The organism is Rhizobium sp. Leaf306 (genome assembly GCF_001423425.1).
Taxonomy (GTDB): Bacteria; Pseudomonadota; Alphaproteobacteria; order Rhizobiales; family Rhizobiaceae; genus Neorhizobium; species Neorhizobium soli.
This window is the reverse complement of record NZ_LMNX01000001.1, coordinates 757,753-780,989: the sequence shown is the minus strand read 5'-3', so window position 1 is coordinate 780,989 and position 23,237 is coordinate 757,753. Positions and strand designations below refer to the sequence as shown.

The window sequence follows — 23,237 nt, the reverse complement described above, 5'->3', positions numbered from 1 at the left end:
GATTCGCGCCAGATGATGATGGCTACGACACCAATGCCCCGGATGATCCTGCAATGAATGAAGCCGATGCTCTCGACATGATGCACTCGGCGATATGGACGATTCTCATCGCCTCAAGCCCGGCAGTGCTGACCGCGATGATTGTCGGCATGGTCGTGGCGCTCATTCAGGCGCTGACTCAGATCCAGGAAATGACACTGACATTCGTGCCCAAGATCGTCGCCGTCATGCTGGCGCTCGGGATTGCCGCTCCCTTCATCGGCGGCCAGATCTCGCTTTTCACCGATCTCGTCTTTTCGCGCGTCCAGTCCGGTTTCTAGCGCACGGCTGCCAAGGCTGCGAGGCTTGCTCGCACGCTTCGCCTGCGATGATGGCGGACACCCTCACACAAGCTTCGCTGCCTAGAAGGGATCTGTCGCAACAGGTCCGGGCATTATCATGTCTTGCTTTTTGCGCGATCCATGGGCGCAGCATGCGCCTTTCTAATCTCATGAAGAGATACCGCATATGGCAATGACGAAGACGTCCATTACCCCCGTGAAGGCCGCGCCGAATGGCCGCGATATCGGCTTTGCCGTCGGTATCATGGCCATCCTGTGCATCCTGTTCCTGCCGGTGCCGGTCTTCATGATCGATATCGGGTTGGCGTTTTCGATCGCCTTTTCCGTCCTGATCCTGATGGTGGCGCTGTGGATCCAGCGGCCGCTGGACTTCTCGTCCTTCCCGACGATCCTGCTGATCGCGACGATGATCCGGCTGGCGCTCAATATTGCCACCACGCGTGTCATTCTTTCGCATGGCCACGAGGGCCATACCGCAGCTGGCGGCGTGATCGCGGGCTTTGCGAACCTCGTCATGTCCGGCGACTTCGTGATCGGTCTGATCGTCTTCCTGATCCTGATCGTCGTCAACTTCATCGTCATCACCAAGGGTGCGACGCGTATCGCCGAAGTCGGTGCACGCTTCACCCTCGACGCCATTCCCGGCAAGCAGATGTCGATCGATGCCGATCTGTCAGCCGGCATCATCGACGAGAAGGAGGCGCAGCTGCGCCGCCGCGAGCTGGAAGAGGAAAGCTCGTTCTTCGGCGCCATGGACGGTGCCTCCAAATTCGTACGCGGTGATGCTGTCGCCGGCCTGCTGATCACCACGATCAACGTGTTCGGCGGCATCATCATCGGTTACTTCCGTCACGGCATGGAAATCGGCGAAGCCGCCGACGTCTTCGTCAAGCTGTCGGTCGGCGATGGTATCGTGTCGCAGGTTCCGGCGCTGATCGTTTCGCTCGCAGCCGGCCTGATCGTCACCCGCGGCGGTACCCAGGGTTCCACCGATGTAGCTGTTATCGGCCAGCTGAGCGGCTATCCTCGCGCGCTGTGGGTCGCAGCCGGCATGATGGCGACCTTGGCACTGGTGCCCGGCCTGCCGTTCATGCCGTTCATGACGCTTGCATTCCTTCTCGCCGGTGCCGGCTGGGTCATTCCGAGGCAGATCGAAGCCGAGAACCAGAGGGTGCGCGAAAGCGAGGAAAAGAAGGTCGTCGAGAACCGCGAATCGGAAAAGGATTCGGTCAAGAACGTCCTCAAGACGGCAGAAATCGAACTGGCGCTCGGCAAGCAGGTCTCGCCGCGTCTTCTCGGCGCACACCAGGAACTCGGGTTCCGCGTCGGCAAGATGCGCAAGCGGTTTGCCACGCAATACGGGTTCGTCGTGCCGGAAATCAAGGTCGTCGACGATATCCAGATCCCGGAAAAGTCCTACCAGATCCGCATCCACGGAACGACGGTCGCCAGCAGCACGCTGCGACTGGGCGAAGTCCTCGTCATCGTCGGCAAGGATCGCAAGCCGTCGGTTCCCGGCGACGAGGTTCGCGAACCCACGTTCGGCATGCCGGCCGTCTCGGTGCTGGAGCATTTCGTCGAGGATCTAAAGCGCGAGGGTTTCCACCCGATCGACAACGTCTCGGTGCTTCTGACCCATGTCAGCGAAGTCATCCGCAACAACCTGCCGCAGCTTCTGTCCTACAAGGACGTCAAGATCCTCATCGAACGTCTCGATCCGGAGTACAAGAAGCTCGCGGACGAGATGTGCTCGTCGCACATGTCCTATTCCGGCCTTCAGGCGGTTCTCAAGCTTCTGCTTGCCGAACGCGTCTCGATCCGCAACCTGCACCTCATCCTCGAAGCCCTCGCCGAACTCGCGCCGCATGTCCGCAAGACCGAGCAGCTCGTCGAGCACGTGCGCGTCCGCATGGCCCAGCAGATCTGCGGCGATCTTGCCGACAACGGCATCCTGCGCGTCCTGCGTCTCGGCTCGAAATGGGATCTGCTGTTCCACCAGGCAATCAAGCGCGATCCCAAGGGCGACATCATCGATTTCGACATCGATCCGCGCTCGCTCGAGGAGTTCAGCGAACAGGCGGGCAAAGTCATCCGTGAATACATGGACAAGGGCATGCCCTTCGTACTTGTCACGTCGCCGGAGACACGCTCTTATGTGCGCATGATCATCGAGCGGCTGTTCGCAACCCTTCCCGTCCTGTCGCATGTCGAGCTGGCAAAGGGCACCGAGATCAAGGTACTTGGATCGATCTCATGATAACGGACCCGCAGGGCACGGTCATCGCTCTCTTTCTTGCATTCTGCCGAATCGGCGGCTGCATCATGATCATGCCCGGGTTCTCATCTGCCAGATTGCCCATGGAAGTCCGGCTGTTTTTATCGGTGGCGCTGTCCATGGCGGTGCTGCCGATGGTCTGGGATACGATCTACCCCAGGGTTTCCGGTGACGCTGCGGGTCTTGGCCTGCTGATTGCGTCTGAAACCCTCGTCGGGGCCGTGTTCGGCCTGATCGCCCGCCTTTATGCGTCGGGTCTGCAGTTTGCCGGCGCCGCCATCGCCATGTCGATCTCCTTCAGCGGTCCGCCCGGATCCGACGTGCTGGAAGATTCGTCGGAAAGCCAGCTGACCAGCCTTCTGACCCTATCGGGCCTGCTCGTCCTGTTCATGCTGAACTTCCATCACATCGTCATCAGATCACTGGTCGATTCCTACACGACCATTCCGCTCGCCGAAGGTCTCAATCCGCGGCGCATCCTGATCACCCTGACGGATACGTTGTCGGCGACGTTCATGATCGTCTTGAGGCTGATGAGCCCTTTCCTCGTCTACGGCATCATGTTCAACGTCGCTGTCGGAATGATCAACAAGATGGCGCCGCAGATCCCGGTCTACTTCATCTCGACGCCGTATGCGCTGATGGGCGGTATCTTCCTGCTCTATCTCGGCATCGCCTCCATGATCGAGGAATTCGTGCGCGGGTTTCCGCTTGTTTTCACCGGGCTGTAGGCAAGGCTTCCAAGGAGGACGCGCGTGGCAGGCAACAAGAAATCCGACAAGTTGCGGCGTCTGGTCGATGTCCAGCGCCAGCTTGAAAAGCTCGCCGAGTTCGAGCTCAGCACCACGGTGCAGCGCAAGGCGGAAATCGATCAATCCATCGACACGACTGTTGATGCGCTGTCCTCGACCGATCCCGTACACCAGCAGTTCTCCAAGAATTACGCCGACCGGCTGACGCGCCTGTTTTCGCGAAGCCAGCAGATCGTTGCCCAGCAGAAGGCGCAGGAACAGCGGGTCCTGCGCGAAAAGACCAAGGGCGATAGGCTCGAGGAGCGCATGGGCGACGCAAAGGAGCTGGAAGGCCGGCTTGCCGAGGACGAGCGCATGTACGATCTCGTTGATCTCGGCCTGATGGTCTCCACACCAGCTTCCAGCAAGCTTGATAAGGGATGATCCAGTTCGCTAAATAATGAGGAACTGGAATTGGCTATTTCCCCCCCGAGCGATCTTGTCCTGGATGTTGTCCAGGCCGCAGATCCGGGCCTGCTTCAGGCCGCACGTGAAAAGCTGAAGGCAAACGAAGCAACGGCGCAATCGGTCATGCTGGCCTCCAACGGTGTGGGTTTCGCCCAGGCCGTAAGCCAGACTGCCAAGTCCGCAGAGTCCGCCGGGTCCGAAGCCACGGTCGAAAACGTCCGTGTTTCGCGCCACAAGGATATTCCGGAGACCTACCGGAAGTTCGAGGCAAGCGTTGCCTCCACGTTTATCCAGAACATGCTTCCATCCGAGAGCGAAGAAGTCTTCGGCAAGGGTTCCGCCGGCGATTTCTGGAAAGGCATGATGGCGGAACAGATTGCTGATGCCGTCTCCAAGCAGGGCGGTTTCGGTATTGCCGAAAAACTATTCTCGCAGTCGGTTCAGCATGCACGTGGCACGGCACCGAATGCCAAGACCGATGAAGGCGATCGCCAGATGGCGGTGGGCATGATCACTGATTTCCAGCGGCAGATCCTGTCTCCGTCGGAAAACGCCGGCGCAGCCAAGAAATCAAATTAATTAACATTAGAAGGTTGATATGGACGTCGTTTCCACTGACTACCGCATCAAGACCGTGCTCTCCCGTCTTGAGATGATCATCGATAACGAGAATGATCGGATCGGCCGCGACTCCGGCTTCGACCTCAAAGTGTCGAACGCCCACAAGAGCCGCTGCCTCTATGAACTGACGACCCTGTTCCGCGGGCCGGACGTCAAGGAAACGTCGGCACCTTATCTTGGTCAGTTGCAGGGCCTGAAGAAGAAGCTGAAGCTCAACGCCCAGCGCGTCGAAGCGCATCTCGAGGCCGTCCGCGCCGTTGCCGACATCCTCAAGAACGCCGTCAAGGACATGGACGCCGACGGCACCTATTCGGAACATCAGTTCCGGTTCGGCACGTCCTGATGATCAAGGTTCTGCTGATCGGGCTCTGGGTCTGCATCGCCACGATCGGTGGCGTGTATGTCTCTGCGCAGATGTCGAAGGCGCCCGTGGCGACCGAGGCGGAAGCCGCGGTCGTGACCACGATCGTGCGAGGCAACCCGGTCAGCCTGCCGGTCGTCAACAATGGTACGGTTCAGGGCTATTTCCTCGGCCGGATCTCGCTTTCGGTCGACAGCATGAAGTCCAAGCACGTTCAGCTTCCGATGGAAGTCGTTCTGACGGACCAACTGTTCTCGCTTCTGATGGGCGAAAAGATGATCGACCTGAAAAGCATCGGCACCTTCGATCCGGAAAGCTTCCGCACGAAGATCAAGGACGGCATCAACGCCAAGCTCGGCGATACGGTCGTCGCCAACGTGTTGATCGAACAGCTCGACTACATGTCGAAGGAGACGATCGACACGAACACGGCAAGACGCGGCAGCAACCCCATTCCGGCCCAGAAAATCGTCGAGGGCGTCAAGGTCGAGGCACCGGCGGCAGCTCCGGCGCACTAAGCATCCGTCGCTCCGGATCAGGCATGCCGCTTCAACGGCCATGTCTTTTCGACACATCACTCGCATTTTAACGGTTGGCTTCAAAGCCGATTCAGCGCTTTCCGCTAGGCTCCAGGACGACTGGATTTTCGAGCGGAGAGCACACGTGAACGCCTCGGTACACATCAACGCCTTCAAGGCAGTCCCGCACGGTCTGGGCAACGGCATCGAAGAGCTGAGCTGGACTGCCGCATTCGAGCGTGCGGAGGCCATGCTCAACGATCCACATCCATCGTCGACCATAACGTTTTCACGCGGTCTCGTCGAATATCGGACCCTTTCAGAAACGGGTGAGAGCGTTGCGCGCGCGCGGCTTCTCGTTCGCGGCAGCGTACGTCTGGCCGGCATATCGGCACGCCTGTTCGGCCCCGGCCTGCGTGACCGCTTCACCGCCTCGGCCTTCGTCCCGGCGTTCCTGACATTTTCCGAGAAGAACCGCCGCATCGGCCTGGTTGGCAACGACGTGGCGGTTCTCAAGCCACTGCGCACCGCGTTCTCCCGCCATGCGCCCTGGCACCGTTTCGAGACTGTCGATCCGTCGTCGGTTCTGGAAGGCGGCTTTGATCTCGTGATCGCCGATCTTCGCCGTCCACAGGATCTCGATCGCCTCGTCCATCTGCCGGCCATTGCCTCCGCAGCTCTGACGATTGCCGCAAACGATGATCTCTTCCGTCTGCCGGGTCAGGTTTCGCGTCGTTAACGCTTTCTTTGCCATGGAAATTTAGACTGTCTTAAGAAAATCGGAGCGCTTCGGTGCTGCCCGCGAAACAAGACGGTCTTTCCATGGATAATTCTGAGATCGAAAAGCCCGACAGCCTGCTCGAGGATAGCGCCCGGGACAACCTTCCGGCGCGGCGTGCACTCCCGTCCGCGCTGCTCGGGATCGGTCTGATGACGGCCCTCGGAGGCGTGGCGCCGCTCGTCCTCCTTGGCAGCGGCGAGGCGACGTTTACCGCCCAGACGCAGCTGAAGGTCGGGGCAGTCAGTGAGCAGACCGTATCTGCTGCGACGGGGCAGCTTCTCGCCAGAACCACGATCGACAATCTCATCCATGCCCTGAACCTTGGCAAGGACAGCAGTTTTGCGACCGAACCCCAGAGCGTGACCGGCCTTCTCTACGAAATCCTGTCCGGCACCGGGACGACGACCCTGCAGGACGAAGCGGGTCTGCGCGACCGCCTGACCCGCGCAATCACCATTTCATACGACCGCAGCAGCACGGATCTGCGCATTGCGGCGACGGCCGGAAAGCCTGAAGAGGCCCGCCAGATCGTCGGCATGCTGGGCAATGCTGTGCCGACAGCCCTGTCTGTCGGCGCCTTCGATGGCCGCGACCCAGCCGTCGAAGCCCTTCGCGACACGCTGGGCCGCGCAGAAGCGGCGCTTTCAGGGTTTGTCAGCCGAACCGGCAAGGACAAGGTTGCCGAACTGAAAAGCCGGGCCTCCGAAATGCGCGACCTGAGCCGCGATGTCGAGCGGGCCGAGAGCGATCTCGTCGATCTGAAAGACAGGCTGAGCCAGGCCTCCGCCATGAAGGTCGCCGACGTTCTGAACAAGCCTTTGCCGGACAGTCTGGACTATACCGGCCTCGAATATCAGCGCCAGCGGCATGTGGAAGCACAGCTTGCCGTCGATCAGCTCTCGAGCGATCTCGGCCCGCTTCATCCGCGTTTCCAGGCAGCCAAAGCAGTGCTTGCGCAGGCGCGCCTCTCGATCCAGGACGCGTTGAGGCAACTGGTGAAGTCGTTGAACAGCCAGCAGGTGCATGCCGCCGCGCAGCTTGCGGAACTCCGCGTCAAGCTGGAACAGCTTTCCGCAGACAAGACGGTGTCTGACGAGATCGCAGCGCTCTCGGGGCTGGAAACGGCCGTTGCGGAAGCGCGCGACAATTACTCACGCGGCCGGTTCAACAGCCCCGAGTCTACCAAGCTGGTCGCCGCCCCGAGGGTACAGATCTCAAAGCCTCTGACCGTCACCCCCAACGAAGCACCAGCGACCGTCTGGCTCGGCCTGCCCTGGTACGCGCTGAGCGGGCTCGGCGGCATGGCTGGCCTGCTTCTCGGCGCTGCCGGCGCAATATTGATGGGACGCCGTTCGTCGCCGGAGCCGCAGGTCGCGCACGTCGATATTGAGCACGACGAGGCCGATCCGATCCTGCGGGACGATGTCGAGGACATCGCCGCGCTGCCGATGGATGCGCGTTGGGCCGCCGATCTGGATCTTACCGATGATTCCGAAGAGATCGCAGCCGCCTACGAATATGACCACGGTGCGGGCTCCGACGCCTGGGCGCAGGACGTCGAGACCGATGCCGTGTCCGAGGATTACAGACACGAAATGGAGGAGCGCGAGGCCGCCAATGGCCTGCCGCTGTCCGCACAGCTTCGCGAACTGCTGATGGCAAACAGACAGCCCTACGATCAGGCCGCCGTTCCACCGCTTCTCGCGGTCGCAATTTCGGATCCGCACCGGCATGCGATGCGGGAGGAAGAGCTTGCCTATTCCGAACTCTCGCATGAGGATCGCCGGGCGATCGAGGAATTGCAGCTTCTGCGACAGGAAATGATAGAACTGCGCGACCGCGTGCAGAGCTATTCCGAACTGCGCACCGCGTCGGGACGATAGGGCAGGCACGGGTCACCCGGATCAAGATTTGACCTTGCTTTTGTTTGCTCCCGACAGCATTAGGCGCAGGTGAGCTAGTTCGGGCAGTAGCCTCCGGCTTAGATCTGTTCGGTCAACGGGAGATGGCACGTGGTCACGGTAATCGACGGCAAGCAGGCGGCAGCATCGGTCATTTCGGCAGTCACGGAGGCAGCGGAAAGTCTCGAACGGGCCGGCGGCGCAAAGCCCGGCCTCGCAGTCGTCATCGTCGGCAACGATCCGGCCAGCCACGCCTATGTCAGCTCCAAGAGCCGGATGGCGAAGCAGTGCGGCTTCAACTCGATCCAGCACACGTTGCCGGAAGAGACGACGCAGGAGGCGCTTCAGTCTCTCGTCGATACGCTCAACGCCGATCCGGCGATCCATGGCATTCTCGTCCAGCTGCCGCTTCCGAGACATCTCGATCAGGAGCCGGTGATCCAGTCCATCCTGCCGGAAAAGGATGTCGACGGCCTCAACATCGCCAATGCCGGCAAGATCGCCACCGGTGACCTGACGACAGGCATGATCTCCTGCACGCCGGCCGGCTCCATGCTGCTGGTCAAGCGCATCCATGGCGAAGACCTGTCCTGGTTGAACGCCGTGGTCATCGGCCGGTCCAACCTGTTCGGCAAGCCGATGGGCCTGTTGCTTCTGGCCGCAAACGCCACCGTCACCATGGCGCATTCGAAGACGAAGGATCTCGCCGCCGTCTGCCGCAACGCCGATATCCTGGTTGCCGCCGTCGGTCGGCCCGAAATGGTCAAGGCGGATTGGGTCAAGCCCGGCGCGACCGTGATCGATGTCGGCATCAACCGGGTGCCGGCACCGGAAAAGGGCGAGGGCAAGACCCGTCTCGTCGGCGACGTTGCTTTTGACGAGGCCTCAGAGGTCGCCGCAGCCATCACGCCGGTTCCAGGCGGCGTCGGTCCGATGACCATCGCCATGCTGATGGCCAACACCGTAATCGCCGCCCATCGCGCCGCCGGGCTGCCTGCGCCAAAGTTCTGATTTCGGACCATTCATCACATTCAAGGCGTTTTGCTTGCACTGGCGCCCTTGAAACCTCTGGCTCTGCCTTAAATCCCCCTGTAGATTACGCTTCAAAGGGGAGGATATTTTGATGAAGAAATCGTTTTGGATCGGCACGGCTTTCGTCGCATTGCTGGCTGGTGCCGCAGGTGCGCAGGAACTGAAGTTCGCGCCCGGCGAAGATGCCAAGTTCAACTGGAAAAGCTACGAGGATTTCAAATCCGCGCATGGTGACCTGAAGGGCCAGAGCCTGACCCTGTTCGGTCCCTGGCGTGGCGAGGACGAGGTGCTGTTCAACAGCGTGCTCGCCTATTTCAATGCCGCGACGGGTGCGAACGGTAAATACTCGTCGTCCGAGAACTACGAGCAGCAGATCGTCATCGATACCCAGGCCGGCTCGCCGCCCAACATTGCCATCATCCCGCAGCCGGGTCTTCTGGCCGATCTCGCGACCAAGGGCTTTCTGACGCCGCTCGGCCAGGAAAATGCCGACTGGATCAAGACCAATTACGGCTCCGGCGAGGACTGGATCCGCTACGGCACCTACAAGGGCAAGGACGGCAAAGAGGCCTATTTCGGCTTCCCGTTCAAGGCCGACCTGAAATCGCTCGTGTGGTTCGTGCCGGAGAATTTCGAGGAAGCCGGTTACGAAGTCCCAAAGACGATGGAAGACCTGATCAAGCTCTCCGACCAGATCGTCCAGGATGGCGGCGTGCCGTGGTGCATCGGTCTCGGATCGGGCGGTGCCACCGGCTGGCCTGCGACTGACTGGGTCGAGGACATGATGCTGCGGACGTCGTCGGCTGAAACCTACGACAAGTGGGTGTCGAACGAGATCAAGTTCGACGATCCGGCAGTGGTTGGCGCCATCGAGGAATTCGGCAAGTTCGCCCGCAATGACAAATACGTCGCGGGCGGCGTTGCAGCGGTCGCCTCGACCGACTTCCGCGACAGCCCGAAGGGCCTCTTCGACATCCCGCCGAAGTGCTACATGCATCACCAGGCCTCCTTCGTGCCATCCTTCTTCCCTGCGGACAAGGAACTGGGCGTCGATGCGGACTTCTTCTACCTGCCGACCTATGCCTCCAAGCCTGAACTCGGCACCCCGGTCCTCGGTGCCGGCACGATGTTTGCCATCACCAAGGATTCGCCTGCGGCAAAGGCCTTCATCGAATTCCTGAAGACGCCGATCGCCCATGAAGTCTGGATGGCGCAAGCCTCCTTCCTCACGCCGTTCAAGGGCGCCAAGACGGAAGCCTATGCCAACGACACACTGCGCAAGCAGGGCGAACTGCTGACCACCGCCACCACCTTCCGCTTCGATGCATCCGACATGATGCCCGGCAAGATCGGTGCCGGCGCCTTCTGGACCGGCATGATCGACTATGTCGGCGGCAAGGATGCAAAGGCTGTGGGCGGCGATATCCAGAAGGCCTGGGACGGCCTTAAATAGTCATTCGCGTCGAAGGCTGTGCTCGCGACTGCTCTTCTCCCTCGACCACGGGGAGAAGGGTGGATGCGGGGGCGAGGGGCATTTCCAGGGTTGGCATTTCCCGGATATGACGACGGAAGACCTGCTTAGCACTGCAGAAAAGGGGGAGGGCCTATGTTAGCTCAGATTGCATCTGCCATGGGTGTCGTCGTTGCCGGCGTTTTTGCCTGCGCGCTCTACTACTGGCTTTCCGACAAGCTGCTATCAGCGGCACTTCCGGTGCCGGAAGGCGATGCCCGCAAGGCCTCGGCCAATCTCAACCGTAGAGCCACGATCCGCCCCTGGCTATTTCTCGGACCCGCACTCCTGCTGCTCGCGGTCTATCTGGTCTATCCCGTCATCGCGACCTTCATCCTGTCCTTCTACGATCGTTCCGGCGGCAATTTCGTCGGCTTTGCCAATTACCGCTGGGCCTTCTTCGACGCGCAGTTCCGCCAGTCGATCTTCAACAACATCCTCTGGCTCGCCGTCGTGCCGGCAGCCTGCACCTTCCTCGGCCTGGTCATCGCGGTGCTCACAGACCGTATCTGGTGGGGAAATCTCGCCAAGAGCCTGATCTTCATGCCGATGGCGATCTCGTTCGTCGGCGCTTCGGTGATCTGGAAATTCATCTACGAATTCCGTGGCGGCAACGAAACGCAGATCGGCCTCTTGAACGCGATCGTCCGGGCAATCGGCGGCGATCCGCAGGTGTGGATCTCGCTGCCCTTCTGGAACAACTTCTTTCTGATGGCGATCCTGATCTGGATCCAGACCGGTTTTGCGATGGTCATCCTGTCGGCAGCGCTACGCGGGATTCCTGAGGAAACCGTCGAGGCAGCCGTCATCGATGGCGCCAATGGCTGGCAGATCTTCTGGAAAATCATGGTGCCGCAGATCTGGGGCACGATCGCTGTGGTCTGGACCACGATCACTATTCTCGTTCTCAAGGTGTTCGACATCGTTCTGACCATGACCAATGGCCAGTGGAACACGATGGTGCTTGCCAACCTGATGTTCGACTGGATGTTCCGCGGCGGCGGCGACAGCGGCCGAAGTGCCGTCATCGCGCTGGTGATCATGGCGGCAGTGACGCCGATCATGATCTGGAACATCCGTCAGGCGAACCGCGACATGGGAGACCATTGAGATGAGCGCTGCCGCAAGCCTTCGCCGCATCGGCGTTCCAAGACTGATCCTGCATGCCTCGGTTCTGGTGATCTGCATCATCTGGCTGATCCCGACGCTCGGCATTCTCGTCACCTCGTTCCGCGATGCCGGCCAGATCACCTCCTCGGGCTGGTGGACGGCGCTGACGGGTGCCGCCGAAACCAGCGCGGCACGCCTCGGCGATCCCGCAAGCGCCAGGCAGGACGGCCCTAACTACATCATTTCAGGCTCCGTCTTCGATGGCGGCGACGTCAAGAGCGGCAGCGTCGTCGCCTTCGGCACCAGGGTCGCTGCACCGACAGAATTCGAGGCCGGCAAGGAAGCGGATCTGGGAGACGGCGAGAAGCTCACCGTCAACACGGATGGCAGCTATTCCTACGTGAAGAGCGGCCCATTCGACGACAAGCGCGGCAAGCGCATCTATCTCTCGATCACCCAGCCGCCGAACTTTACCCTTAACAATTACCGCACGGTACTGACGTCCGCCGGCATCGGCCAGTCCTTTATCAATTCGCTGACGGTCGCAATACCCGCCACCATCATCCCGATCCTGATCGCAGCCTTCGCAGCCTATGCCCTGTCCTGGATGCAGTTTCCCGGCCGGTCGCTGATCATCGCGCTCGTGGTCGGGCTGATCGTCGTGCCGCTGCAAATGACGTTGATCCCGTTGCTGACGCTCTATAACGACATCGGCAACCTGTTCGGCGTGTCGTCGCGCTCCTATGTCGGGATATGGCTTGCGCATGCGGCCTTCGGCATGCCGCTCGCGATCTATCTCCTGCGAAACTACATTGCAGGTCTGCCCAAGGAGATCATCGAATCCGCCCGTGTCGATGGCGCCAGCGATTTCGAGATCTTCGTCAAGATCGTCCTTCCGCTGTCGTTTCCGGCACTCGCCTCCTTCTCGATCTTCCAGTTCCTGTGGACGTGGAACGACCTTCTCGTCGCCATGGTATTTCTCGGTACCGGCAAGGATCAACTGGTCCTGACCGGCTCTCTCAACGCGCTGTTGGGGTCGATGGGCGGCAAATGGGAAATTCTCACCGCTTCGGCCTTCATAACCATCATCGTCCCGATTATCGTTTTTTTTGCACTGCAGCGATACCTCGTCCGCGGCCTGCTCGCCGGGTCGGTCAAGGGCGGATGATGTCTGTGAACCAACAGGGATAGTGGATGACAAGTTCGGCGGAAGTCTCCGGAGCAACGGACGCAGCAAAGGATCGGGACTGGTGGCGTGGCGCCGTCATTTACCAGATCTATCCCCGCTCGTTCCAGGACAGCAACGGCGACGGCATCGGTGACCTGAAGGGCATTTCCGCGCGCCTGCCGCATATCGCAGCGCTCGGCGCCGACGCCATCTGGATCTCGCCGTTCTTTCCGTCGCCGATGAAGGACTTCGGCTATGACGTCTCCAATTATTCCGATGTCGATCCGATGTTCGGTACGCTTTCGGATTTCGATGGCCTGATCGCGGAAGCCCATCGCCTTGGCCTCAAGGTGATGATCGATCTCGTTATGTCGCATTCGTCGGATCAGCATTCGTGGTTCATCGAAAGCCGTTCCTCGCGCTACAATCCCAAGGCCGACTGGTATGTCTGGGCAGACGCCAAGCCCGACGGCACGCCGCCCAGCAACTGGCTGTCCATCTTCGGCGGTTCGGCCTGGCACTGGGATCCGACCCGCATGCAATATTACATGCACAACTTCCTCACCTCGCAGCCGGACCTCAACCTGCACAATGCCGAGGTTCAGGATGCGTTGCTGGACATGACGCGCTTCTGGCTGAACCGCGGCGTCGATGGTTTCCGCCTCGATACGATCAACTTCTACTTCCACGACAAGCAATTGCGCGACAATCCGGCGCTCGATCCCTCGCGCCGCAACGCGTCGACGGCGCCCGCCGTGAACCCCTACAATTTCCAGGAACATATCTACGACAAGAACCGGCCGGAAAATATTGCGTTCCTGAAGCGCTTCCGCGCCGTTCTCGACGAATTCCCGGCAATCGCTGCCGTCGGCGAAGTGGGCGACAGTCAGCGCGGATTGGAAATCGTCGGCGAATACACGTCCGGAGATGACAAGATGCAGATGTGCTACGCCTTCGAATTCCTGGCGCCCGACGCTCTGACGCCCGCCCGCGTTGCCGAAGTGCAGACCGCCTTTTCCGAGGCCGCGCCTGAGGGCTGGGCATGCTGGGCCTTTTCCAACCACGACGTCGTGCGCCATGTCAGCCGCTGGGGCATGGACGTGCTCGACCGTGAAGCCTACGCAAAAATGCTCTCGGCCATTCTTTTGACCCAGCGCGGCTCGGTCTGCATCTATCAGGGCGAGGAGCTGGGCCTGACCGAGGCCGATATCGCCTATGCCGACCTGCGCGATCCCTACGGCATTCAGTTCTGGCCGGAATTCAAGGGCCGCGACGGCTGCCGCACGCCGATGGTCTGGGATGCCCAAGCGCTTCAGGCCGGCTTTTCGACGGCCGAAAAGACATGGTTGCCGATCCCGGTCGAACACCAGCTGAAAGCCGTCGGCGCCCAGTATGGCGATCCGGCTTCGGTGCTGGAGCAATACCGCCGCTTTCTCGCCTTCCGCAAACTGCATCCGGCCCTGAGCAAGGGGCAGTTCATGTCTCTTCCGGTCGATGACACGGTGCTGGGCTACAAACGCCAATACGGCAATGAGACGCTGGTCTGCCTGTTCAACATGAGTGCGGGCGAGGTCGCGACCGACCTGCCGATCGGTCAGTGGGACATGCTCGTTGGCCACGGTTTTGACAGCCGTGTCGAAGGCAATCGTGTCGAGCTGCCACCTTGGGGGGCGTATTTCGCTCGCCACACGTAAGAGACAACAAAGGGTAACGGGGAGGACCACGTCATGACCGGTGTCGTACTGAAGGATATCCGCAAGTCCTATGGCCAGGTGAAGGTGCTGCACGGCATCGACCTGGACATTGCGCAGGGCGAGTTCGTGGTGTTTGTCGGCCCGTCCGGCTGCGGCAAGTCCACGCTGCTGCGGATGATCTCCGGGCTCGAGACGATCACCGGCGGCGAGATGCTGATCGATGGTCAGGTGGTCAACGACGTTCCGCCTTCGCGCCGCGGCATCGCCATGGTGTTCCAGTCCTATGCGCTCTATCCACATATGACCGTCTACGACAACATGGCCTTCGGCATGCGGATCGCCAAGGAAAGCAAGGAGGAGATTGACCGACGGGTCCGTGCGGCCGCCGATATCCTTCAACTGACGCCCTATCTCGACCGCCTGCCGAAAGCGCTCTCGGGCGGCCAGCGCCAGCGCGTGGCGATTGGCCGGGCGATCTGCCGTGACCCGAAAGTCTTTCTGTTCGATGAGCCACTGTCCAACCTCGACGCAGCTCTCCGCGTCGCGACCCGCATCGAGATTGCCCGCCTCAAGGAGCAGATGCCGGACACGACGATGATCTACGTCACCCACGATCAGGTGGAGGCGATGACGCTCGCCGACCGGATCGTGGTCCTCTCGGCCGGCCGCATTGAACAGGTCGGGCCACCGCTCGAACTCTATGAGCGCCCCAAAAACCTCTTTGTCGCGCGCTTCATCGGCTCGCCGGCGATGAACATCATGCCCGTCACGGTCAACGAAACCGGCGCTGTGACCACCGTTTCGCTTGTCGACGGAAAGTCGGTCATCGTACCGATCTCGACCGAAACCGGCGCGAACGGCAAGAGCGCAAGCTTCGGCGTCCGGCCCGAAGATCTGACCATCGCGACCGGCGAGGATTATCTCTTCGAAGGCAAGGTCTCCATCGTCGAGGCGCTCGGGGAGGTGACGCTCCTCTACATCGAAGGCTTGTCGGCCAAGGAGCCGATCATCGCCAAACTGCCTGGGATCATCGACGTGAAAAGAGGCGACACGATGCGTTTTTCAGCCGATCCGCAGAAGCTGCATCTCTTCGACGCGGACGGCCAGACCTATCGCCGCTGACGGATCGGGATAACTTTACATTTACCGGAATTTTGTGACTAGTGCTCCGATTCGGGCCGCATATGAAATTCCAACGCTCTGTTAAACTTCAGGCCCTACTCTTTTGACATTGGAATAGGAGACACTGTCGTGACCGCGGCCCCCATTGGAAAAAGCCATTTTCTGAATAAGGAAGAGTCGTTCATGTATGACCGCGAAGCGCGGTTCCAGATGCATGACACGATGAACGCAGCCCGCATCGAGTATACCGAAAACGGCGTGATGAACATGGCGCAGCGCCGCTGCGACGTTCTGCAGATATCCGAAACCGAAGCGGTTCTCGGCATCATCACCCAGTACCACCTGCCCAAGCAATTTTATCTCGACATCCCGGACGCCCGCATCTCCAAGGTCGGCTGCATCCTGATGCGGGTCAACACCAACAACACCATTCAGGTTCGCTTTCTAAAGATGCTGACGAAGAAGGAAATGAACCGCATCTTCGTCTTCTCGACACATCCGAACCACCGCGACATGACGATCGATATCCGGGCCTGGTAAGCCACCTGTCCAAGGACCGTGGGCACTGTCGGAGTTATTGAAGGGGCGGCTCAAGGCCGCCCTTTGTTATTTCAGGAAAACACGCTGGCGCCGTGCTCGGCGCGGCCGACGTTGCGGCGGAAGGCGGCGAAGAGTTCGCGGCCCATGCCGAATTCGTTTTCAGAAAGGTCCGCCTTGGCAGGCAGGCGCGCCTCGAATTCGGCGGCGTCCACCAGAACCTCAAGCGTTCCGGCAACAGCGTCGAGACGGATCATGTCGCCGTTTTGGATCTTGGCGATCGCCCCGCCATCGCAGGCTTCAGGCGTCATGTGAATGGCGGCCGGTACCTTGCCCGATGCGCCGGACATGCGCCCGTCGGTGAGAAGCGCCACTTTGAAGCCGCGGTCCTGCAGCACGCCGAGCGGAGGCGTCAGACGGTGCAACTCCGGCATGCCGTTCGCCTGCGGTCCCTGGAAGCGCACGACGGCAATGAAGTCGCGATTCAGGTCGCCACGCTTGAACGCGTCCTGCAGTTCCTGCTGGTCGTGGAACACGATGGCCGGCGCCTCGATGATATGTCGCTCCGGCTTCACGGCCGAAATCTTGATGACGCCCTTGCCGATATTGCCGGTCAGCATCTTCAGGCCGCCGGTCGGCTGGAACGGCGTTTCGATCTGCGCCAGAACCTTCGGGTCGCCACTTGTCTGCGGCACCGTATGGCGCGCCACGAGGCCCTTTTCGTCGAGCTTGGCTTCCACCGTATAGGCCTCGAGCCCGTGGCCGAACACGGTGCGCACGTCGTCATGCACCATGCCGGTCTTCAAAAGCTCGCGGATGAGGAAACCCATGCCGCCGGCTGCGTGAAAATGGTTCACGTCGGCAAGGCCGTTCGGATAGACGCGAGCCAGCAGCGGAACGATGTCGGACAGTTCCGAAATGTCTTCCCAGGTCAGGTGGATGCCGGCGGCACGCGCCATCGCAACGATATGCATCGTGTGGTTCGTGGAGCCGCCGGTCGCATGCAGGCCGACGACGCCGTTGACGATCGAGCGTTCGTCGATCATCTCGCCCGCCGGCGTGAACTCGTTGCCGAGCGCGGTGATGGCAAGCGCCCGCTTGACGGCTTCGCGCGTCAGCGCTTCGCGAAGCGGCGTGCCCGGATTGACAAAGGAGGCGCCGGGCATATGGAAGCCCATGATTTCCATCAGCATCTGGTTCGAGTTGGCCGTGCCGTAGAACGTGCAGGTGCCCGGGCCGTGATAGGATTTGGACTCCGCTTCCAGCAGCTCGGCGCGGCCGACCTTGCCTTCTGCGTAGAGCTGGCGAATGCGCGACTTCTCGTCGTTGGGCAGTCCCGTCGTCATCGGTCCGGCCGGAATGAACACCGCCGGCAGATGTCCGAAGGACAGAGCCGCGATCACCAGGCCCGGCACGATCTTGTCGCAGATGCCGAGATAGACGGCCGCGTCGAACATGTTGTGCGACAGGCCGATACCGGCCGACATGGCAATCGCATCGCGCGAAAACAGCGAAAGCTCCATGCCCGGCTGCCCCTGCGTGACGCCGTCGCACATGGCTGGAACGCCGCCGGCGACCTGGGCGATGCCGCCGGCTGCGCGTGCCGCCTCGCGGATGATCGCGGGGAAGGTCTCGTAGGGCTGGTGAGCCGAGAGCATGTCGTTATAGGAGGTGATGATGCCGAGGTTCGGAACGACGTCGCCAGCGAGCGCGTCCTTCTCGGCGGGGGAACAGACCGCGAAGCCGTGTGCAAGGTTACCGCAGGACAGGGTGGTGCGATGTGGCCCGCGCGATGCGGCGCGGCGCACCCGGTCGATATAGGCCTCACGATGCGGTTTCGATCGTTCGACGATGCGGGCGGTGATCGCCTCGATGCCGGAATGGGCGCCCATGGTTCATCCTCCTTGGGTCGATCCCGGTCTGGGAGAGTGCCGGGATCGCTGGTGTTACTGCTCCGACCCCTCAAAAGGAGCCGCCAGGTAAGACGCGTGTTACGGCGCCCAGTAGATGTCGAGTGGCGAGGCGGCACGGTTCAAGACCGCACGGACCGGCATTTCGGTCTCGTCGGATCCGGCGATCGCCTTTTCCAGCACGTCCTTCTTGCCCTGTCCCTCTATATGCAGCGCCAGAAAGCGGGCATCTGAAAGGCTGGAGAAGGAGAAGGTCAACCGCTCTTCGCCGGCCCCTTCCGCTTTCATCGTCATGACGCGGCAAAGACCGGTAAGGTCGAGCGCCTGTTCCAGATTGTTGCCATGCGGGAAGAACGAAGCCGTGTGCCCGTCTCCGCCCATGCCGAGGATCACGACGTCGAACGGCTTGTCGAGCGCAGCCGTTGCCTTTGTCGCAATCACGGCCGCATCCTCGATCGAGGGCGCATCGTAATAGAGCGGCACGAAGGTCGCTGCCGCCGCATTGTTCGCCAAAAGATGCTTGGCAACCAGGAGATGGTTGGAGCGCTCGTTGTCGGCGGGCACGAAGCGCTCGTCGACCAGCGTCACCTTCACCTTGTCCCAGGCAAGCTCGCGCTTCGAAAGCTCCTCGAAGAATTTCTTCGGCGTGGAGCCGCCCGAAACAGCGATGCAGGCCGAATCGCGTGCGTAGATCGCAGCGGCGAGGCGGCTTGCCACCTCGTCGGCAAGCGCGGCTGCCAGAGCCGCGCCGTCAGAATATTCGTGAGTCGTGTAGGTCATGGCTACCTCAGGTCTCGTGCCACGTGCGACCATCGCGCTCGATCAGGGCAATCGCCTGGCTCGGTCCCCAGGTTCCGGCCGTATAGCCCTGAACCTGCTGGCCGGCGGCTTCCCAACCCTTGAGGATCGGGTCGACCCAACGCCATGCGGCTTCCACTTCGTCGCGACGCATGAACAGCGTCTGGTTGGAACGGATCGTGTCCATCAGCAGACGCTCGTAAGCATCCGGATTGCGCACGTTGAAGGCGGCGGCAAAGCTCATGTCCAGCGACACTTCGCGCAGGCGCATGCCGCCCGGACCCGGATCCTTGATCATGAGGGACTGCTTGACGCCTTCGTCCGGCTGCAGGCGGATGATCAGCTGGTTGGCTGCAATCCGGCCAGCACTCGCATCGAAGATATTGTGCGGGATCGGCTTGAAGGTGATGACGATTTCCGACATGCGGCTGGCAAGGCGCTTGCCGGTGCGGATGTAGAAGGGAACGCCGGCCCAGCGCCAGTTGCCGATTTCGGCCTTGATGGCAACGAAGGTCTCGGTGTTGGAAACGCCGCCTTCCAGCTCTTCCAGATAGCCCTTGACGGCGCCGCCTGCAGAAGCGCCGGCGCGGTACTGGCCCCGCACCGTCATCTGCTGAACGTTGGATTCGTTGATCGGCTTCAGCGCACGCAGCACTTTCAGCTTTTCGTCGCGAACGGCTTCCTGGTCCATCGACGATGGGACTTCCATCGCCACAAGGCACACGAGCTGCATGATGTGGTTCTGCACCATGTCGCGCAGAGCACCCGCCGTATCGTAGTAACCGGCGCGGCCTTCGAGGCCCACCGCTTCGGCAACGGTGATTTGCACGTGGTCGATATGGTTGGCGTTCCACAGCGGCTCATAGAGCGCGTTGGCAAACCGCAGCGCCATCAGGTTCTGCACGGTTTCCTTGCCGAGGTAGTGGTCGATGCGGAAGATCTGTTCTTCCGGGAAGACCTTGCCGATCTGGTCGTTGAGCGCCAGCGCTGACGCAAGGTCGCGGCCGATCGGCTTTTCGACGACGATACGGGTCTGCTTGGTGATCATCTTGTGATCGCGGATTTTTTCGGAAATGGCACCGAAAATTCCAGGCGCGACGGCGAGATAGAACACGCGGACGCGGTCCTTGCCCTCGTCGAGCAGCTTCTTCAGCTCGGCCCATCCGCCTTCCGATTTCGCATCGACGGACACGTAATAGAGACGCTTGCAGAACTTCTCGACTTCCGCCTCGTCGTATTCACCCTTCTTGAGATGCTCCTTGAGAGCGTCCTGGGCGAACTTGCGGTAGTCGTCGTGCGAAAGCGCGCTGCGCGATGCGCCGATGATTCGGGTTGGTTCGGTGAAATGGCCTTCGATCTGACGATGGTAGAGGGCCGGCAGAAGCTTGCGCTCCGCAAGGTCGCCGGTGCCGCCGAAAACGACGCAATCAAACGGCTCGACTGGGATGATCTGGCTGCTCATCGCTATTCTTTCATCTCGCATAGTTGGTGGAACACATATTCTAATCGATTTAAAAACGCTAGCCCGAAATCGCAACTGGGCGGTAGGGGAGGCGTCTCACATCCTGTCTCTGAGCGCAAACCAAGTCAGCGCGAGGAACAGAAGAGGGCTTCGCATGCGCCGCCCGCCGGGGAAGGACGGTATGTCGAGGTCCCGCAGATAATCGAGCTCGGTGCGATTTCCCAGGACCATATCGGCGTAAAGTTTGCCGCAATAATTCGACAGCATCACGCCATGACCGGAATAGCCGCCGATCGATGTGACGCCCGGCATCACCTCGCGAACGAACGGATGTCGCGGCAGGGTAATCCCGACATTGCCGCCCCAGGCATGGGTGATCTGGACATCCTTCAGCGCCGGATAGGTATCGACGATCTGGCGGCGGATGGCCTCTGCCGTGTCCTTCGGATTGCTCGACGTGTAGACCTCGCGGCCACCGAACAACAGCCGGTTGTCCAGCGACTTGCGGAAGTAGCGCACCACGAAACGGCTGTCGCAGACGGCCTCGCCACCGGGAATGACCTGCGGAAACTCGTCGAGCGGTTCGGTTGCCGCGATAAAGGATCCGATCGGCATGATATGCGCGCCGGTCACCGGTTCGAGATTGCCGATATAGGCGTTGGTGGCAAGCAGCACCCGAGCGGCCGAAATCGTGCCGCGTGGCGTCTCGATCAGCGTCTTGCCGCCGGACTGCGTGATCCTGGTTGCCGGCGTTCCCTCGTGGATCGCAGCGCCTGCGTCATGCGCCACCCGTGCCAGTCCGATCAGGAGCTTCAGCGGATGGATATGGCCGGTTCCCATGTCGCGCACGCCGCAATGGTAGTCGGTCGTGCCGACCCGCTCGGCGGTTTCCTCCGCGCCCATGAACGTAACATGCGCATAGCCGTAGCGCTCGGCCGCGATTGCGGCATTGGCCTGGTAGTAGCGTTCGTATCCCCGCTTGTGGGCAACGTTCAGCTGTCCCGGCACGTATTCCATGTCGATGCCGTGGGCGGACGCGAAATCCATCAGATAGCGCTTGGCGCCCTCGGCCATGTCGAACAGCGCTTTCGAGCGCTCGAAACCCAGCTTTTCCTCGATCTCTTCCGGCCATGAGCGCTGGCCGGTGCCCAACTGTCCGCCATTGCGTCCCGATGCGCCATCGCCAAAATGCGCGGCCTCGATCAGCACCACCGACGTGCCGGCTTTCGCCAGCGTGTAGGCGGCCTGGAGCCCGGTATAGCCGCCGCCGATGATGGCAACGTCAACGCTCTTCGAGCCGTCGAGGGGAGGGTAGGTCGCCCGGTCGCCAACGCTTGCCTGATACCAAGAAATGCCCGAGGCGATGGGGCTCTGCCAATTGTCCAAGATACCTTTTCCCTCACACGTTGAGGAGCAGGAATTCCCGTTCCCAAGGGCTGATCACCTGCATGAACGTCTCGAACTCCCCACGCTTCACGCCGGCATAAAGGCCGATGAATTCCTTGCTGAACACTTCCGCAAGCGCCGGCTCGTCCTCGAGCAGCGAGACGGCCTTCAGAAGGTCGCGCGGCAGATCGATCTCGCCTTCATTGGCGGAATCTTCCGTCGGCGGTGTCGGGTCGAGCCTGTTTTTGATGCCGAGCAGGCCGCAGCCGAGAGAGGCAGCAAGCGCAAGATACGGATTTGCATCGGAGCTCGGCAACCGGTTCTCGACACGCCGCGAGTTCGCGTCCGAAACCGGGACGCGAAAGGCCGTGGTGCGGTTGTCGTAACCCCAGGCGGAGTTGACGGGTGCCGCCATATCCGGCGTCAGGCGCCGGTAGGAATTCACGTAAGGCGCCATCATCACCAGCGCCTTCGGGATGAAGGCCTGCATACCGCCGATAAAGTGGAAGAATTCCTCCGATGCCGAACCGTCGGCGTTGGAGAAGACGTTCTTGCCGGTCTCGATTTCCACCACCGACTGGTGGATATGCATCGCAGATCCCGCCTGGCCCTGCATCGGCTTTGCCATGAAGGTTGCATAGATGCCGTGTTTCAGCGCCGCCTCGCGAATGGTGCGCTTGAACATGAAGACCTGGTCGGCCAGTTCCACCGGATCGCCATGGCGAAGATTGATTTCCAGCTGCGCCGGGCCTTCCTCGTGGATCAGCGTATCGATCTCGAGGCCCTGCTTTTCGGAGAAATGGTAGATGTCGTCGATCAGTTCGTCGAACTCGTTGATGCCGGCGATCGAATAGCTCTGTCCGCCCAGGATCGAGCGGCCGGAGCGGCCCTTCGGCGGATGCAGGGGATAATCCGGGTCGTCATTCTTGGCGACCAGATAGAACTCGATCTCCGGCGCCACGACCGGCTTCCAGCCGCGGTCGTTGTAGAGTTTGACGATGTTCTTCAGGACGTTGCGCGGCGTATAGGACACCGCCTGGCCGTCGGTATCGACGATGTCGCAGATGACCTGCGCCGTCGGGTCGCTTTCCCAGGGAACGACGGCAAGCGTCGAAAGGTCCGGCATCAGCTTGAGGTCGCTGTCGCGCGGCTCATAGCGGAAGTTTGCCGTCTCGTCTGGATACTCGCCGGAGATGGTATGGCGATAGAGCGCCGAAGGCAGCGCCAGCGAGGTGTTGGAGGTAAACTTCGACGAGGGCATCATCTTGCCGCGCGGCACGCCGGCTAGATCGGGCGTGATGCATTCGATGTCTTCGATCCCGCGTGCCCGAAGCCAAGCGGCTGCCTCGCGCCAATCTGCAACGCCGCGAAGCGAAGTCAGTGTCGGCTGGGCTGTCGCGGCTTTCGCCACGGTTCCGGTTGCCAGGACAGGGGATGATTTCTTGCGCGGCATAACACACCGGGGTCATGTTGATCGGAGCCCCATCATAGCCATGGAATGATGTTTGGGA

Annotated in this window: 21 protein-coding genes; 16 read left to right on the top strand and 5 right to left on the bottom strand. The window is 61.0% G+C overall.

Going from position 1 to position 23,237, the window contains the following annotated elements:
* Positions 1-53 precede the first annotated feature (53 nt).
* The 16 genes from fliQ (at position 54) to ASG19_RS03605 (ending at position 16,173) form a co-directional block, all read left to right on the top strand.
* Positions 54-320, top strand: a complete 267-nt coding sequence (gene fliQ / locus ASG19_RS03680) for a flagellar biosynthesis protein FliQ (RefSeq protein ID WP_062454868.1) — start codon at positions 54-56, stop codon at positions 318-320.
* Positions 321-513: 193 nt separating this feature from the next.
* Positions 514-2,598: a flagellar biosynthesis protein FlhA gene (gene flhA / locus ASG19_RS03675; RefSeq protein ID WP_062454866.1), complete on the top strand. Its 2,085-nt coding sequence runs from the start codon at positions 514-516 to the stop codon at positions 2,596-2,598.
* Positions 2,595-3,347 (top strand): flagellar biosynthetic protein FliR, encoded by a 753-nt coding sequence (fliR, locus tag ASG19_RS03670; protein WP_062453789.1) that lies wholly within the window; start codon positions 2,595-2,597, stop codon positions 3,345-3,347. Before flhA ends, fliR begins: the two co-directional genes overlap by 4 nt.
* 24 nt (positions 3,348-3,371) lie before the next feature.
* A complete protein-coding gene (locus ASG19_RS03665) occupies positions 3,372-3,791 on the top strand; it encodes a hypothetical protein (RefSeq protein WP_062453788.1) in 420 nt (139 codons plus the stop codon).
* A 30-nt stretch (positions 3,792-3,821) separates the two neighbouring features.
* Positions 3,822-4,394, top strand: coding sequence for a rod-binding protein (locus tag ASG19_RS03660; RefSeq protein ID WP_062453787.1), 573 nt, complete (start codon positions 3,822-3,824; stop codon positions 4,392-4,394).
* 19 nt (positions 4,395-4,413) lie between these two features.
* Positions 4,414-4,779, top strand: a complete 366-nt coding sequence (locus ASG19_RS03655) for a hypothetical protein (protein WP_062453786.1) — start codon at positions 4,414-4,416, stop codon at positions 4,777-4,779.
* The gene (locus ASG19_RS03650; RefSeq protein ID WP_062453785.1) at positions 4,779-5,315 is read left to right on the top strand and encodes a hypothetical protein; all 537 of its coding nucleotides are present in this window, start codon (positions 4,779-4,781) and stop codon (positions 5,313-5,315) included. The genes ASG19_RS03655 and ASG19_RS03650 overlap by 1 nt, the downstream gene beginning before the upstream one ends.
* 145 nt (positions 5,316-5,460) lie before the next feature.
* A complete protein-coding gene (locus ASG19_RS03645; RefSeq protein WP_062453784.1) occupies positions 5,461-6,054 on the top strand; it encodes a hypothetical protein in 594 nt (197 codons plus the stop codon).
* An 83-nt stretch (positions 6,055-6,137) separates the two neighbouring features.
* Positions 6,138-7,979 (top strand): hypothetical protein, encoded by a 1,842-nt coding sequence (locus ASG19_RS03640; RefSeq protein WP_062453783.1) that lies wholly within the window; start codon positions 6,138-6,140, stop codon positions 7,977-7,979.
* Positions 7,980-8,108: 129 nt separating this feature from the next.
* The gene (gene folD, locus ASG19_RS03635) at positions 8,109-9,008 is read left to right on the top strand and encodes a bifunctional methylenetetrahydrofolate dehydrogenase/methenyltetrahydrofolate cyclohydrolase FolD (protein WP_062453782.1); all 900 of its coding nucleotides are present in this window, start codon (positions 8,109-8,111) and stop codon (positions 9,006-9,008) included.
* Positions 9,009-9,120: 112 nt separating this feature from the next.
* Positions 9,121-10,482 carry an ABC transporter substrate-binding protein gene (locus ASG19_RS03630; RefSeq protein WP_062453781.1) on the top strand — a complete coding sequence of 454 codons (1,362 nt, stop codon included), beginning with the start codon at positions 9,121-9,123 and terminating at the stop codon, positions 10,480-10,482.
* 153 nt (positions 10,483-10,635) lie between these two features.
* The gene (locus ASG19_RS03625) at positions 10,636-11,649 is read left to right on the top strand and encodes a sugar ABC transporter permease (RefSeq protein WP_062453780.1); all 1,014 of its coding nucleotides are present in this window, start codon (positions 10,636-10,638) and stop codon (positions 11,647-11,649) included.
* A 1-nt stretch (position 11,650) separates the two neighbouring features.
* Positions 11,651-12,817: a carbohydrate ABC transporter permease gene (locus ASG19_RS03620; RefSeq protein ID WP_062453779.1), complete on the top strand. Its 1,167-nt coding sequence runs from the start codon at positions 11,651-11,653 to the stop codon at positions 12,815-12,817.
* Positions 12,818-12,843: 26 nt separating this feature from the next.
* Positions 12,844-14,511 (top strand): alpha-glucosidase family protein, encoded by a 1,668-nt coding sequence (locus ASG19_RS03615; RefSeq protein ID WP_062453778.1) that lies wholly within the window; start codon positions 12,844-12,846, stop codon positions 14,509-14,511.
* A gap of 33 nt (positions 14,512-14,544) precedes the next feature.
* Positions 14,545-15,633, top strand: coding sequence for a sn-glycerol-3-phosphate ABC transporter ATP-binding protein UgpC (ugpC, locus tag ASG19_RS03610; RefSeq protein ID WP_062453777.1), 1,089 nt, complete (start codon positions 14,545-14,547; stop codon positions 15,631-15,633).
* Positions 15,634-15,816: 183 nt separating this feature from the next.
* The gene (locus ASG19_RS03605; RefSeq protein WP_062453776.1) at positions 15,817-16,173 is read left to right on the top strand and encodes a hypothetical protein; all 357 of its coding nucleotides are present in this window, start codon (positions 15,817-15,819) and stop codon (positions 16,171-16,173) included.
* 71 nt (positions 16,174-16,244) lie between these two features.
* Here the strand turns inward: ASG19_RS03605 and edd are convergent, their stop codons facing one another.
* The 5 genes from edd to ASG19_RS03580 form a co-directional block, all read right to left on the bottom strand.
* Positions 16,245-18,062, bottom strand: a complete 1,818-nt coding sequence (edd, locus tag ASG19_RS03600) for a phosphogluconate dehydratase (protein ID WP_062453775.1) — start codon at positions 18,060-18,062, stop codon at positions 16,245-16,247.
* A 99-nt stretch (positions 18,063-18,161) separates the two neighbouring features.
* A complete protein-coding gene (pgl, locus tag ASG19_RS03595) occupies positions 18,162-18,860 on the bottom strand; it encodes a 6-phosphogluconolactonase (protein ID WP_062453774.1) in 699 nt (232 codons plus the stop codon).
* A gap of 7 nt (positions 18,861-18,867) precedes the next feature.
* Positions 18,868-20,340: a glucose-6-phosphate dehydrogenase gene (gene zwf, locus ASG19_RS03590; RefSeq protein ID WP_062453773.1), complete on the bottom strand. Its 1,473-nt coding sequence runs from the start codon at positions 20,338-20,340 to the stop codon at positions 18,868-18,870.
* 96 nt (positions 20,341-20,436) lie between these two features.
* Complete coding sequence (locus ASG19_RS03585; protein ID WP_082476176.1) at positions 20,437-21,726, bottom strand: FAD-binding oxidoreductase; 1,290 nt, start codon at positions 21,724-21,726, stop codon at positions 20,437-20,439.
* A 13-nt stretch (positions 21,727-21,739) separates the two neighbouring features.
* Positions 21,740-23,179 carry a glutamine synthetase family protein gene (locus ASG19_RS03580; RefSeq protein WP_062453771.1) on the bottom strand — a complete coding sequence of 480 codons (1,440 nt, stop codon included), beginning with the start codon at positions 23,177-23,179 and terminating at the stop codon, positions 21,740-21,742.
* Positions 23,180-23,237: the final 58 nt, after the last annotated feature.